The organism is Microcoleus sp. A006_D1 (assembly GCF_036702805.1).
GTDB lineage: Bacteria > Cyanobacteriota > Cyanobacteriia > Cyanobacteriales > Microcoleaceae > Microcoleus.
In genome coordinates, this window is record NZ_JAUBVZ010000011.1 from 1 (window position 1) to 13,746 (window position 13,746).

Here is a 13,746-nt window from a genome sequence, read left to right on the forward strand (position 1 = left end):
AATAACCAATAACCAATAACCAATAACCAATAACCAATAACCAATAACCAATAACCAATAACCAATAACCAATAACCCATAACCAATAACCAATAACCAATAACCAATGACCAATGACTGAGGACTATTGACTAATGAGCGACTTGATGCCGACAAACATAGAGGCGGAGGAAGCAATTTTGGGCGGGATTTTAATTGACCCCGAAGCTATTTCCCGAATTGCTGAAATTTTGCGACCAGAGTTTTTTGCCATCACCGCTCATCAAGTCATTTATCGATCGGCATTAGGGCTATTTTTGCAGGGGGAACCCACCGATTTAATGACGGTGACAACTTGGCTGACCGATCGCAACCAGTTAGAACAAGTCGGAGGATTAACTAAATTAGCACAATTAGTCGATCGCACAGTTTCAGCAGTCAACATCGACCAATATGCAGGCTTAGTTGAAGACAAATATCAGCGCCGTAAATTAATCGAAGCTGGCAACAACATAGTACAATTAGGTTACGAGACAGCAGTACCGCTAGAAACAGTCTTAGACCGCGCCGAACAACAAATTTTTAGCATCACTCAAGAACGTCCGCAACAAGATTTAGTATCGATCGGCGAAACACTAAACCAAACATTTCAAGACCTCGAAAATCGCAATGAAGGGCTGACACTTCCCGGTATTCCCTGCGGTTTTTACGACTTAGATGCGATGACAGGTGGCTTTCAGCGATCGGATTTAATCATCGTTGCGGCTAGACCGGCGATGGGGAAGACGGCCTTTTGTACTAACATCGCCCACCACATCGCCGCCGGACAGCAAAAATTGCCGGTTGCCGTTTTTAGCTTAGAAATGTCGAAAGAACAGCTAGTGCAGCGTATTCTGTCCAGTGAAGCTAAAATAGAAAGTAACCGTTTGCGATCGGGCAGAATCAGTCAAAACGAATGGGAACCAATCAGTACAGCCATAGGTAACTTATCAGAATTGCCCCTATTTATTGACGATACTCCCAATATTACCGTTATGGAGATCCGATCGAAAGCCCGTCGCCTCCAAGCAGAACAAGGCGGATCATTAGGATTAATCTTGCTAGATTATCTGCAATTAATGGAAGGTAGCAGCGACAACCGCGTGCAAGAGTTATCTCGAATTACTAGAGGCCTTAAAGGTTTAGCCCGGGAACTCAACGTGCCGATTATTGCCTTATCTCAGTTGAGTCGGAGTGTAGAAGCGAGGACAAATAAGCGGCCGATGATGTCGGATTTACGGGAATGTGTTACTGGTGATACGCCCGTGCTGTTAGCGGATGGTCGCCGAGTTCCAATTCGCGATCTAGTAGGCCAAGAGCCAATGGTGTTGGCGATGAATCACCTAGAAAAGATTGCGGTGGCGAAAAGTGACAAGGTTTGGCGAGTAGGAGTCAAGCCTGTCTTTATCCTTAAGTTAGCCAGTGGCAGAAGCCTCAAGGCTACGGCTCAACATCGAATCTACACAGAGCAAGGTTGGCAAGAGTTAAAGTCGGTTCAAGTGGGAAGTCGGGTGGCGATCGCTAGATTTATTCCTGAGCCTCAGAAGCCAATTAACTGGAAGGAACATGAAATTTCTTTTCTAGCTCACTTGATGGGAGATGGTAGCTATCTGAAAGGTCAGCCACTCAGGTATACTACTGCATCCGAGGAAAATAGTGAAATCGTAAAGACCGCTGCTGAGTATTTTGGTGTCCAAGTCAATCGACACGAAAGTAAAGGCAACTGGCATCAGTTAGTTTTCAGTGGTAATGGAAACCGTTGGCAACCCAAAGGAATCAATTTGTGGCTGCGTAATCTGGGTATTTTTGACCAACGATCCCATGAGAAACATATTCCCCCAGAAGTATTTCAACTTGATAATCAGCAAGTTGCGAGTTTTCTTGCCCACCTGTGGGCTACTGATGGCACTTACCACGTCCCTAAATCTGAGAAAAGCGCCACGAAAATCAGCCTTGCGACTTGCAGCAGTCATCTGGCGCAAGGAGTGGCTGCGCTGTTATTCAGGTTCAACATAGTAGCCAGAATTAGGACTGTTCAACAAAAAAGTCATCGTTGTGTTTACCATGTAGATATTTCTGGCAAAGCCATGCAGGACAATTTCCTCGAACAAATTGGTTCCGCAGGCTGCAAAGTAGCAGATGCTGGGCGCTTGAAGATGAGACTTGCCGGAATCAATGCTAATCCTAACCGAGATACTTTGCCTAAAGAAGTATTTCAGACTATTCGTGAGCGTATGCGGGAATGTAATGTCACGACACGCCAGATGTCTAAACTGAGAGAAACAGCCTACGGTGGTTCTTCCCACTTCAGTTTTGCTCCTTCACGAGAAACGGTTTTAGACTATGGCAAACTTCTGGATAGTGATGCCTTGCTTAAAAAAGCATCTTCTGACTTGTTCTGGGATGAAGTGATTAATATCTCAGCAGCGGGAGAAGAAGAAGTCTTTGACTTGACTGTTCCTGGTGTCGAATCTTGGTTAGCTGATGGCATTGTCAGTCATAACTCTGGATCGATCGAGCAGGACGCCGATTTAGTCATTATGCTCTACCGCGACGAATACTATAACCCTGATTCGCCCGATCGCGGAATTGCCGAAGTAATCATCACCAAACACAGAAACGGCCCCACAGGCATCATCAAACTATTATTCGATGCCCAATATACCTCATTCCGCAATTTGGCATCTCCGAAGCGCTCTTAAATCAACTCAAACGAAGGCGGTAAAATATGTTCGATCGATCGAACTTTAGTCCTTATTGACTAATAGCCTCATGAGAGGACTGAAGTCCGAACGATCGAACTTTCATAACAGAAACCCGGTTTCTTAATAAAAAAACCGGGTTTCTGAACACCGTCAAAGTTTTACGTTTAATTAGGTTGAGCTACCTAGCCAGCGATTTTCAACAATTCCACATCAAAAATCAGCGTAGCATTAGGAGGAATCACCCCGCCCGCACCGCGAGCACCATAACCTAGTTCAGGGGGAATAATCAACTTGCGGCGTTCTCCAACTTTCATTGTACCGACACCTTCATCCCAACCCTTAATTACTTGGCCGACGCCAATTTTAAACTGAAAAGGAGAATTCCGATCGCGCGAACTGTCAAATTTCGTGCCATCCTCCAAAGTGCCAGTGTAGTGCACCACAACCGTCTGGCCGGTTTTTGGAGTCGCCCCATCACCCTCTTTCAATTCAACATATTTCAGACCGGAATCTGTGGTGACAGTTTTCTCAGTATTATCAGTCATGTTATTGCCAGCGATAGTAGCTGGTTCCTTCGGTAAATTAGCATCAGCTACTAACAAGCTATCTTCCGTGAAAGACTTCGCTGAGAGGATCTCAAGCGCAACATCGGTTAAAGGATTATTCACTTCAGAGGCAACTGCTGTAGGTACATAACCGCTCATTTGAGCGACTATCAAAAACACAAAACAAACCAGCATTACCCCCAAGCTGACCAGAATTCCTCGCAAAATTAATCCTCCTGATACTTTTAACCGCGACATCTCAGATATCTAAGACATCTATTACAACAAGAACTACAAAATTTTATCTGAACTTTTCCGCCCAAAAATGGCAGGTGCCAGTTAATTTAAAAGGCAAAAGTATCAAGTCAGAATGTTTGTAATTTTACCTTCTGCTTTCTTGAGCCTTCTGCCTTCGGGTGACAATCTTATCACAAGATAGGAGCGAAGCGCGATCGCCCGGAGTGCGTTAGCTTTCGCGATCCCTAGGAAAGCCAACGCAGAGGATCGCACTCAGCGCCAGTTACGGTTTTCTAAATCCCGCATCTGACGTTCGAGGCGATCGAGCCTGCCGCGCAACTCATCCATTTCCGACTGTCGGGGAACGCCCATATCTTGCAGCATATTCCGAAGTTGGCGCTGCAACTGCGTATCCCAATTGCCCTGCTCGGACTTGAGGTGCTCAGTCATGTCATCGACAAAGGTTTTGGCTTGCTCGGGATTGATTTTGCCATCTTTGACCCATTGCTCGCTGGCTTCCTGCAATTTCTCCGCCATCAGAGAGGTAGTACCAATGCCCAGCATGACAAGTTGTTTGAGTAAGTTGCTATTGTTATCCATAGATTTTTCCTACTGTTTGCCCCTTTATACCCGATCGGCTCAGGTCGCCTGCTGTCGCTGCGAAACCGTTTGTACAATTTAAGTTACAACAGCACTGACCTACCTTTCTATTTTGGAGCATCCAGCAGCCTGCTGGCGAGTCTAACCCGCCCATAGGCGTTCGGAAAACCCGCTAATTTGCTGACCGACAACACTACCCTATCACCCTGCCGTCAATGCCTGAGTGTCCCCGCTGTCACAAACCTGTAGACGCCAGATCGATCGCCTGCGCGCACTGCAAAGCCCCTCTCAAAGCTTTCGGTCATCCGGGTATCCCGCTTTATCGATCGGCATCCGCAGAATTTTTGTGCACTACGTGTATCTACCACGAAGACGACACCTGCAACTACCCGCAGCGTCCCTTCGCCAAAGAATGCACGCTTTATCACGACAAAGCCGAGCCGCTCGTGCCACAGACGAGCCGTTACATCAGTGGTGGCTGGCCACAATCAATCAAAAATTGGTGTCAGCGAAATCTCGTTTGGTTAGCTTTATTTGGTTTAATTGTTATTAGCATTGCCCTGTCCATTTGATCTAATTGTACCAAGTCTAGAATAGATACATCACACAAAGCTCAGTAACAAGCTTTTTGGTTGATATCCCCCAAAAATATTGCATCTGCGCTTAACAATCTAAAATCTAAAATCCCATGACTTCTACAATCATCCCAGATTTACAAAAACCCCTTCCCGATCACACCCAATTACCAGAGTCAGACGGAACATTTGTGAAGAACTTTCAAGAACACCCTCAGAGCATAATTCTCACAGATTCGATCGGGCCACTTTTGGAGCAGAGACATCCCGACGGACGATATGCGATCGGTCAAGATTGCGGCATCTACTGGCGAGAAACCGAACCCGCAGAAAAGGGCGCTGAAGCCCCAGACTGGTTCTATGTTCCCGGCGTACCAGCGAAAGTAAACGGTCAAACTCGCCGCTCCTACGTCCTATGGAAAGAGCATTTAGCTCCGTTAATCGCGATCGAATTTGCCTCCGGCAACGGCTCTGAGGAAAGAGACAAAACTCCTTTGTACAATGAAGCTGGAGAAGTACAAAACCCGGGCAAGTTCTGGGTTTATGAGCGCATCATCCACATACTTTTCTACGGCATCTTCGAGATAAAAACTAACAAGTTAGAAGTTTATCACTTGGCAGATGGCTGCTATCAAGAAATAGCTCCCAATGAGCGCGGGCATTATCCGATTGGGCCTTTAGGAGTGGAGTTGGGATTGTGGGAAGGCAGCTATCAGAATCAAACACAAATCTGGTTGCGGTGGTGGGATTTGGATGGTAATTTGCTGCTGATTGGTTCGGAGCGAGCTGAAATCGAAAAACACCGGGCAGAGCAAGCTGAGACTCAGTTAGAGCAAGCTGAAACTCAGTTAGAACAAGTTGAGACTCAGTTAGAGCAAGCTGAGACTCAGTTAGCTCTAGCTGAGACTCAACTAGAACAGGAGCGGCTGGAAAAACAGCGATTGCTCGATCGACTGCGAGCAGCAGGAATCGACCCTGACAATCTCTAAAAATCGATTCTCAATGCCGAGAAATCCGGTTTCTGTAGGGCGGACACTCTGGCACCGACGCTACAGAAACCGAGGTTTTTTATGGAAAACAGTCCTGGACGCGCGGGTGTCCAGAAACCGGGTTTTTCACGAAAGTAATTCGTTGGAGTCACGAGATTCTGCAAAAAACCCGGTTTCTTTAGTCACAGTGCGTCCAGGACTGGAAAAGTGCGATCGTACAATACCCTGTTAGACAGAGGCGAATCCAGTTGAACTCGCCTCACAGCGGATTGATGTCTATTCGCCCGGAATAGCGATAACTTTTCGCTTTCGGCGGATGATCAAAACGCTCACCACCTCACCAGACTTTGCTCCTCGCTGCAAGCGACTCCAATCGCCGATTTTGGCAAATCCCAATTGGTGCAAGGTGCTGATAGTTTGCAAAACTCCATCGCGGGAACCTGTCACCGCTACCCGCAAGATCTCTTGTTCTGCCACTGCACAGCCGTCATTTGGACGATCGGAGTCGTCAGAATTAGGTAAAAACTCTTGTGCCATGATATTCTCTCTTTGTTTTTGGGCTAGGAAAACCCAAAAACCCAGCCGCCCCGCGCAGTAACGAAAAGCAGGGCGGCCACAGCGAATGCTAAGATTCTCCATTAAGCCTCCATACTGGTGTCATCAGTTTGGCGGTGAGCTGTCCGTTGCTGTTGGTAGCAGCTTCGGGCAGTGCAACTAGATTTTCGGGCCGCCGGGTGCTTCCTTTAAGCAAAGCAACCCATACCACAGAGCATAGCCGCATTGCGTCCCAGCCGTCAAGATGTTACTTGAAAAGATAAATTAAATTTTTTTAAATGAATTACGTATTTGGCATCGACGGCGGCGGAACTAAAACTATCTGCGTCTTAATGGACGAAAACACCGTTGTTTTGGGACGCGGGGAAGCAGGGCCGTCAAATTATCAAACGCAGGGAATTGAGAAAGTAAAAGAATCAATTCAATTGGCGATCGAACGAGCAGTTCTCTCTGCTAATATTGAGCCAAGAATTAATCTCAATATACAAGCAATTTGTCTGGGACTAGCAGGCGTCGGGCGTCCAAAAGATATTGAAATCGTACAGTTTGTAGTGCAGAATTTGCAGTTGACGAATACTTTGCCTGTTACCCGATCGCTCTTACCGAGAAATATCGTAATTTGCAGCGACTGCGCGATCGCACTTGTGGGCGGCACGGGCCATTCAGTAGGTATCACCGTTATTTCAGGAACGGGTTCAATTGTTTTCGGGCAAAACCGTCAAGGAAAAACTAAACGAGTCGGCGGTTGGGGATATATTTTAGGTGATGAAGGTAGCGGATATGACATCGCTGTTCAAGGTTTGCAAGCTGCTTTGAAGTTCTATGACGGGCGCTCCGAGTTTACCGTGCTGGCGGAAAAATTTCAACAGCATTTACGCCTCAATAACCTCGAAGAATTGGTAGAACTCGTTTACCGAAGCGGTTGGGGAGTCACAGAAATTTCAGCTTTAGCGCCGATTGTCGATCGAGCCGCAGCATTGGGCGATCGCGTCGCTGACGGCATTATTGAGCGTGCTGTGGCAGAATTAACATTTTCCACCAAAACAGCCATTGCAGCGCTATTTGAGCCAACAGAAGAATTTGAAATTGTTATGATAGGAGGTGTGTGGGGCGGCGAGGCAAATTGCTGGGGTAGGTTTGAAAGTGCCATAAGTGCGATCGCGCCCAAAGCCCAGGTAATTTCGCCCCGATACGAACCAGCTTTCGGTGCTGGATTGTTAGCCTTAAACGCTCTCAAAAATTAAGAAGACCCGGCGGTTTCAACCGTACGTCTAATCTTATCTTGAGTCCCTCGCTCGCTCGGACATTGTTTGTGTAGACGCGGTTTCAACCGTACGTCCCATCTTCGTTTGTGTAGACGCGGTTTCAACCGCCGTATTATAGCGGTTCTCAAGGGTGGTGAGGTATGCCCATAGCCCATAGCCCATAGCCCATAGCCCATAGCCCTATGCCCATAGCCCTATGCCCTATGCCCTATGCCGTTCGCGTACCTGATATGAGAGCTCGAAAGGCTATATCCTGTTTATCTTCCTTATCTTCCCGATCGCCCCACTCAGCCGGATTTTCTCAATTTTACCAAATTTTAAAATTCTTGATTATCTACCTTATCTTCCCAACTGGCAGAATTCCCGCCTGCCATAATCAAAACATCAAATGAATGCGAAACCACAAAAAAATTTAGCATTAGTGCGTTTCTAAGTAAAACCAAAACAAAACCAAGGACACAAATTATATGATTACTTCTCAAAAATGGCGATCCTCTCCGAGGGCTGCGCTAACGGCAACAGCAGCAATCCTCGCACTGGGCATTACAGTTGCAACCAGCGCGCCGTTAGTGGTAGCTGCTCCCGCATCAGCTCAACAACGAATTTCACAATTTGATAGCATCCGAATTCCAGCGGGCAGTGTAATTCCAGTCAGCTATGAAAAAGACAAAATTGTTGTTACCCCCGATGAAACTGCACCTTTAACATTAACAGTAGCGCGAGACATCCGCACAGCTCAAGGCAGAGTATTAATCCCCGCAGGTAGCCAGATTGTCGGGGAATTGCGACCTGTCAGAAGGGCTAATCAAAGAGGTACTCAATTTGTGGCCACAGAGTTAATTGTCAGCCGCCGCCAACGCTATCGGATTGACGGAAATTCGGGAGTTATTACCAGAACCGAAAGAGTTCAAAAAGGTGCCGGTACAGGTTCACTAGCGCAAGGTGCAGCATTGGGCGCAGCAGCAGCAGCAGCCCTAGCAGGCATTACTGGCGACAAGGCGATCGCCACTGAGGAAGTATTGGGAGGCGCTGGCATCGGCGCATTAGCTGGCGTATTGTTGGGGCGGCGCAGCGTTGACGTGCTGGTGATTCGCCCGGAAGAAGATTTGGCAGTGAGATTGCGATCGGACATCGTGCTGCGCTAGCATGGGAATCTTCCGATGAGTTATTTGCAGTAAAACATTGTCGATCGCTAACTTATGGTCTCCCGATAATTGGCTAGGCATACTATTAAGGTTGTGTCTAGCCTTGTTTGTGGGCGGAATTATTGGATGGGAGCGCCAACTCAGACACAAACCAGCGGGTTTGAGAACTCATATGCTAGTAAGTATGGGTGCTGCACTGTTTGTTTTAATACCGCTAGCAATAGATAACAATGAAAATGCACGAGATGCTGTAGAGCGGGTAATTCAAGGCATTGCTGCCGGAGTTGGGTTTTTGGGAGGCGGAGAAATCCTGCGCGAATGTCAGCAGGAAGTAGGCAAAGCTGAAGTTCACGGACTCACGTCTGCCGCTGCTATTTGGGTGTCAGCAGCGTTAGGAACTGCGGCAGGATGCGGGTTGTGGCAACTTGCCTTAATTGGTGCTTTCATGTCGCTGTTTGTTCTGAGAGTAATTAAACTATTGGAGCGTCGGAGTCGTCGGAAATAGTCTCGATTATATAATAGACCTCTTGCAAAAATAATTAGGACGATGCTCAAAGCCCATCCCACAAGAAAAAAAAATTGTGGGACGTTGCTCTGAGCATCGTCCCACAATTTGATAAAAAAGACTTTTGCAAGAGGTCTAATGTCTGGTAAAATAACGGTTATAACGTTTGTAGTGAGGACTTCAGTCCTCAAAGTTTTATGAGGGAGGACTTTAGTCCTCACTACAAACAAATTTGATTGCGGTCGATCGATGTGACATAACATTAGCTGTTTATTAGCAATCATGGTTAATCACTTATCATCAATTTAAATAAATTAGCGGTAAATTAAATTATCACTTAAGTCGGTTTTTGTGGCAGAAAGTTAATATCTATCCAGTCCGAGGACTGAATGAAGTTGATTAACTTTGTCCAGGAGATTTTGGCAAATTTATCGATTCCAAAGACTCTTGCCTGACGCGACCGGCCATCGCAGCTAACTGCAAGCTCATAAAAGCATCCAAATCTGCCAAATCACAGTTGGATGAAGAAAAAATCTGCTGCATTTCATTTTCCGCTTCCCAACTCAGATATCCAGCGGCAATAGCTTGTTGTACAACTTCACGAATCATCACGGTCGAAATCTTCCTTACTAAAATTAAATGTATCAAAAACCAACTAATTACTACCAGGAAGTTTGCGAGGCGGTCTCGCCAAAGATTTAAAATGCTTGAGTTCGCGAGACTCTTGTTTCACCAAACCGGACATGGCTGCTAGTTGCAAAGTCATAAAAGCATTTAAGTCTTCTAAGTCATACTTGGTATTAGTTAACATCTGCCGCAGTTGATTTTCGGATTCAACAGTTAGATAACCTAGAGTCATAGCTTGTTGGGCGAGATCGCGAATCAGTACCATAACAGTTGTGGGTTTTATTGGTTGAATAGCCTCAGTATCAACGGTTTTAACTGACTCCGCAGTGACGGCTATTGCTCAATTTGTGTGACATTTTTAGGGGCCAGCCGTGACAGCCGGACTCGCAGAGTGTGACTAAGTATTTGCACGGGTGTGACGAGGATCACGCGGGGGAGTGGAAGAGGGGGAGATGGGGAGTGCGGGAGATGGGGAAAATTTTCCTTCTGACTGACGCACAGGTGGCGAGAAACCGGGTTTTTTTACGCCTCTACTTGGTTACAGCCCGCCGAAAAGGTAAAAAACCCGGTTTCGAGGAGTCGGAAATGCGTAAGTTCTGGACTAATGACTAATGACTAATGACTAATGACCAATGACTACCGCTTTCTACCTTCAGAAGACGCTCACCGTCTATAATCAGCAAGTTAAATATTTACGCAACACCTATGGAAGCAGCACATAACGATTTGCTACAACAAATAGCCAGATTATCGGAAACTTATGGTAATTTAGCCGATCGCCTGTCAAGAGCAGCCAAACAACTGCAAGACTCCGGCCTTCCTCCCTCGGACAGCTTACTGCAAGAAATTGCTACCTACAGCCGCAACTTTGCAGAAGTCCAAAAAAAAGCTCTCGAACAGAATAAATCTGCGATCGCCCCAGGGGAAATTACTTCCCTCAAAGACATTCAAAACTTAGTCGAAACTGCCGCAGCTTCCGAAGGTAAAGCAGAAATTCGCGACGCAGCTTTGAAAGTTCTCGATCGAGTATTGGCGATCGCCCACCGCGAACAAAGCGACTTCGCGCCCTTACAATCAGTACATGGCAAAGCCCGCGAACTCCACCGCGCCATTTCCGAATCAACCGCAACTCAACTGCATTCCGACGCAGAATCCTTATTGGGCGGCAAACACCCAGTTGCAGCAGTCCTCGCCCTGGTGGAACAGCAAGACAAACTAGACGACGATGAGTGGGTAATCCTCGAAGAAACAGTCAGCGCCGCTTTTGGCAAACAAATAGCCGTCGCCATTTCCAGAGGCAAATTAACCGTTGCCCAGATGGTAAAAGCAGCACCGCCTAAAGTCGAACCCGCAGTTAAAGCAGCAACCGAAGCAAAAATCAGCGCCGAACCCTTGCCCGAAGTGATTATCATCCCGTCGGGAAATGTCGCACCGAAACAAGTTACAGTTGCGCCACAAATCCAAATTTTGGAATCCCCCGCACCTTCCGCCCCGATGCACGAGGTGATTATCGTTCCTAGCATGGAAGTACCTAAGTCCCTTCAAGCAAAGGGCTCTGGCAACATTGTCTTTGGAGCACCTCGCGAGATTCAACAAGTGCCTGTAGAAGGCGGTTTGGGATTGAAAGTTTTGGCGCATATTCAGGGAATTGGCGATCGAACTTTCGGTGCTCAAGAATACGCGGGTACGAAAGCTCAAGGCCGGCGCGTTGAAGGATTTCAAATCAATATCGAGCCACAAATTCCCGGCTTAACAGTCGAGTACATGGCCCACGTCGAAGGTGTTGGCGATACTCCTTGGCTCAGCGAAGGAGAATTGGCGGGTTTTCGAGGTCAAGCGAAACGAATTGAAGGATTTGCCGCGCGCCTGACTGGGCCGCAAGCTGATAAGTACGACGTATTTTATAGCGCTCACATTCAGAATATCGGCGACACCGATGTGTCCTCCAACGGCGAATATTGCGGCACTCGCGGCAAAGGTTTGAGAATTGAGGGCATTAAAGTTTGGATCGCGCCGTCTGCGAGTTCCCAAGTTGCGGCGGCTGTAGGTTTAAAAGTGTTGGCGCATATTCAAGGAATTGGCGATCGAACTTTTAGCGATAAAGAATATGCCGGTACGAAAGCTAAAGGCCTCCGCGTCGAAGGATTTCAAATTAAAATAGAGCCTCCCGTTCCCGGTTTAAATTTGGAGTACATGGCTCACGTTGAAGGAGTTGGCGATACTGCTTGGATTGATGAAGGGGAGTTGGCCGGTTTCCGGGGCAAAGCCAAGCGTATTGAAGGATTTGCCGCGCGCCTGACTGGGCAGGAAGCTGATAAGTACGATGTATCTTACACCGCTCATATTCAAAATGTGGGCGATACTCCTGTTACTTCTAACGGTCAATATTGCGGCACTCGCGGCAAAGGTTTGAGGGTTGAGGGGATGATGGTTTGGGTTGAGCCGAAAGTGTAAAAATTGAGAATGAATGGAAAAGTTGCTGCTGCATTTTCCATTCATTTTGTAGGGTGCGTCAGTTCGCATTATTTTTGCCAAAAACTAACAATTTCTAAGCTGACGCACCAGCCAATAAATGGTGCGTCAGAACGATTCATTAGACAAGATTGCAAAAATAGCTAGGACGGGCAAGATGCCCATCCCACAAAAAAATTTTTTCTTGTGGAATGGGCATCTTACCCGTTCCAAAATTTGATTAAAAGGACTTTTGCAAGAGGTCTATTATACTTGCTGTGCTTATTCAGAATCCCAAAATTGACAGCAATATGTCTCTTTGACCATTTCAGCTTGAATTTTTTGGTTGATTTCGGAGCGATTGAGTTCCCAGTTGCGGACTGTTTGCACAATCTCGATCCCAGCCCAAATTAGCATTCCGAGTACGATCGCAGCAATAAAGTATCCCATAGTTTTCTTAAAAGTTGAGGTTTGCTGTGTCTAATCTAGCGTGGCAATTCAAGGCAGACAGGATAGAAAATATCAAAGTCGAGTTCCGATTTCCACCTCTTAGTCTGCGGAGGCAGACTTCGTTTGTGTAGTAGCGATTTCAATCGCCGAATTATCTTCACCCTTGCAATGCCGCCAAAAGACACAGCAACAAAGCCTCCGTCCACTCGACTACAGCACCGTAAGTATCACCCGTGTGGCCGCCCAAACGGTGGTTAAACCAGGCTCCGGCAAAAATTCCGATCGCACTTCCCCCCAAAGCCATCCCCACCGCCAACAGCCACCGATCGCCCTCTAAGACAACTTGCAGCACGCTCAAACTCAGCAACAACAGAACTCCCGGGATAAAATCAAAAGGTGAATAAATCGATTCTTTGTGAAAAGCTCCCTTACCTTCGGCCCGGAGATAGGGATAGCGGGCGATCGCCACCAGTTGCGCCCACCGCCCCCAACCCGCCACACCCATCAAAGCCAGCCACCGATAGTTACTCAAGTCCGATAGAGCCGCAGTTTTCAGCAGTATGAGGGCGATCGCAGCCATGGCTCCAAAAGCCCCTGTCACGCTGTCCCGCATCACTTCCAGCCTGCGTACCGGGTCGGGGACGGCCAGCCCGTCCGCCGCGTCCATTGCTCCATCTAGGTGCAGCCCGCCAGTGATGGCGATGCCCAAAACTACTACTAAGGCCGATCGAGTCAGAGCTGGCATACCTAACAACTGCAAGCCAAGATCCGCCAGTCCCAGCATCCCGCCAATCAAAAGCCCGATCGCCGGTGCCAAGCGAGCAATGCCCCGAAACTCCAAAGTCCAAGACATCGGCACCGGCAAGCAAGTATAAAAAGCGACCGCGGCTGCGATGGCAGCGCCTTGATTCCGGAAAAAGTCGATCGTAGAGCGAACCAATTTATCACCCACCATAAGATAGAAAATTTTTCATTTTTTATGTAGTTGCTAATTCATTAGCGTGTGCCAGAATTGGAACTGTAACACCCTAGTCCTTTGGATCGGGCATTCCTCCTGCCGCTCGCTGTTTTCCCCGGAA

At 47.3% G+C, this 13,746-nt stretch carries 14 protein-coding genes; 7 read left to right on the forward strand and 7 right to left on the reverse strand.

Annotation, left to right across the window (positions count from 1 at the left end; translation table 11 throughout):
* Positions 1–134: 134 nt before the first annotated feature.
* A complete protein-coding gene (locus QUB68_RS19595) occupies positions 135–2,720 on the forward strand; it encodes a replicative DNA helicase (RefSeq protein ID WP_332995588.1) in 2,586 nt (861 codons plus the stop codon).
* 185 nt (positions 2,721–2,905) lie between these two features.
* On the opposite strand, the gene QUB68_RS19600 is transcribed toward QUB68_RS19595, so the two are convergent.
* On the reverse strand, positions 2,906–3,493 hold the full coding sequence (locus QUB68_RS19600; protein ID WP_332995589.1) for an FKBP-type peptidyl-prolyl cis-trans isomerase: 588 nt from the start codon (positions 3,491–3,493) through the stop codon (positions 2,906–2,908).
* A 285-nt stretch (positions 3,494–3,778) separates the two neighbouring features.
* A complete protein-coding gene (locus QUB68_RS19605) occupies positions 3,779–4,105 on the reverse strand; it encodes a phasin family protein (protein ID WP_332995592.1) in 327 nt (108 codons plus the stop codon).
* 215 nt (positions 4,106–4,320) lie between these two features.
* On the opposite strand from QUB68_RS19605, the gene QUB68_RS19610 reads away from it, so the two are divergent.
* Entirely contained in the window at positions 4,321–4,677 is a 357-nt protein-coding gene (locus QUB68_RS19610; RefSeq protein WP_332995594.1) for a zinc ribbon domain-containing protein, read from the forward strand.
* Positions 4,678–4,793: 116 nt separating this feature from the next.
* Entirely contained in the window at positions 4,794–5,669 is an 876-nt protein-coding gene (locus tag QUB68_RS19615) for a Uma2 family endonuclease (protein ID WP_332995596.1), read from the forward strand.
* 276 nt (positions 5,670–5,945) lie between these two features.
* Here the strand turns inward: QUB68_RS19615 and QUB68_RS19620 are convergent, their stop codons facing one another.
* Entirely contained in the window at positions 5,946–6,206 is a 261-nt protein-coding gene (locus tag QUB68_RS19620; protein ID WP_332995597.1) for a hypothetical protein, read from the reverse strand.
* A gap of 296 nt (positions 6,207–6,502) precedes the next feature.
* On the opposite strand from QUB68_RS19620, the gene QUB68_RS19625 reads away from it, so the two are divergent.
* The 3 genes from QUB68_RS19625 to QUB68_RS19635 all read left to right on the forward strand — a co-directional run bounded on the left by QUB68_RS19625 (position 6,503) and on the right by QUB68_RS19635 (position 9,139).
* Positions 6,503–7,468, forward strand: coding sequence for an N-acetylglucosamine kinase (locus QUB68_RS19625; RefSeq protein ID WP_332995599.1), 966 nt, complete (start codon positions 6,503–6,505; stop codon positions 7,466–7,468).
* A gap of 488 nt (positions 7,469–7,956) precedes the next feature.
* Entirely contained in the window at positions 7,957–8,634 is a 678-nt protein-coding gene (locus QUB68_RS19630) for a hypothetical protein (protein WP_332995601.1), read from the forward strand.
* Positions 8,635–8,725: 91 nt separating this feature from the next.
* On the forward strand, positions 8,726–9,139 hold the full coding sequence (locus tag QUB68_RS19635) for an MgtC/SapB family protein (protein WP_332995835.1): 414 nt from the start codon (positions 8,726–8,728) through the stop codon (positions 9,137–9,139).
* A gap of 399 nt (positions 9,140–9,538) precedes the next feature.
* Here QUB68_RS19635 and QUB68_RS19640 read toward each other — a convergent pair whose 3' ends face one another.
* Both QUB68_RS19640 and QUB68_RS19645 read right to left on the reverse strand, forming a co-directional pair.
* On the reverse strand, positions 9,539–9,748 hold the full coding sequence (locus QUB68_RS19640) for a hypothetical protein (RefSeq protein WP_332995603.1): 210 nt from the start codon (positions 9,746–9,748) through the stop codon (positions 9,539–9,541).
* Between the two features lie 46 nt (positions 9,749–9,794).
* Entirely contained in the window at positions 9,795–10,031 is a 237-nt protein-coding gene (locus QUB68_RS19645) for a hypothetical protein (protein ID WP_332995605.1), read from the reverse strand.
* Positions 10,032–10,471: 440 nt separating this feature from the next.
* Here QUB68_RS19645 and QUB68_RS19650 point away from each other — a divergent pair, with 440 nt between their 5' ends.
* Positions 10,472–12,220 (forward strand): hypothetical protein, encoded by a 1,749-nt coding sequence (locus tag QUB68_RS19650; protein ID WP_332995607.1) that lies wholly within the window; start codon positions 10,472–10,474, stop codon positions 12,218–12,220.
* A gap of 279 nt (positions 12,221–12,499) precedes the next feature.
* On the opposite strand, the gene QUB68_RS19655 is transcribed toward QUB68_RS19650, so the two are convergent.
* Both QUB68_RS19655 and cobS read right to left on the reverse strand, forming a co-directional pair.
* Positions 12,500–12,667, reverse strand: a complete 168-nt coding sequence (locus QUB68_RS19655; protein WP_332995609.1) for a hypothetical protein — start codon at positions 12,665–12,667, stop codon at positions 12,500–12,502.
* Positions 12,668–12,824: 157 nt separating this feature from the next.
* A complete protein-coding gene (gene cobS, locus QUB68_RS19660; RefSeq protein ID WP_332995611.1) occupies positions 12,825–13,622 on the reverse strand; it encodes an adenosylcobinamide-GDP ribazoletransferase in 798 nt (265 codons plus the stop codon).
* Positions 13,623–13,746: the final 124 nt, after the last annotated feature.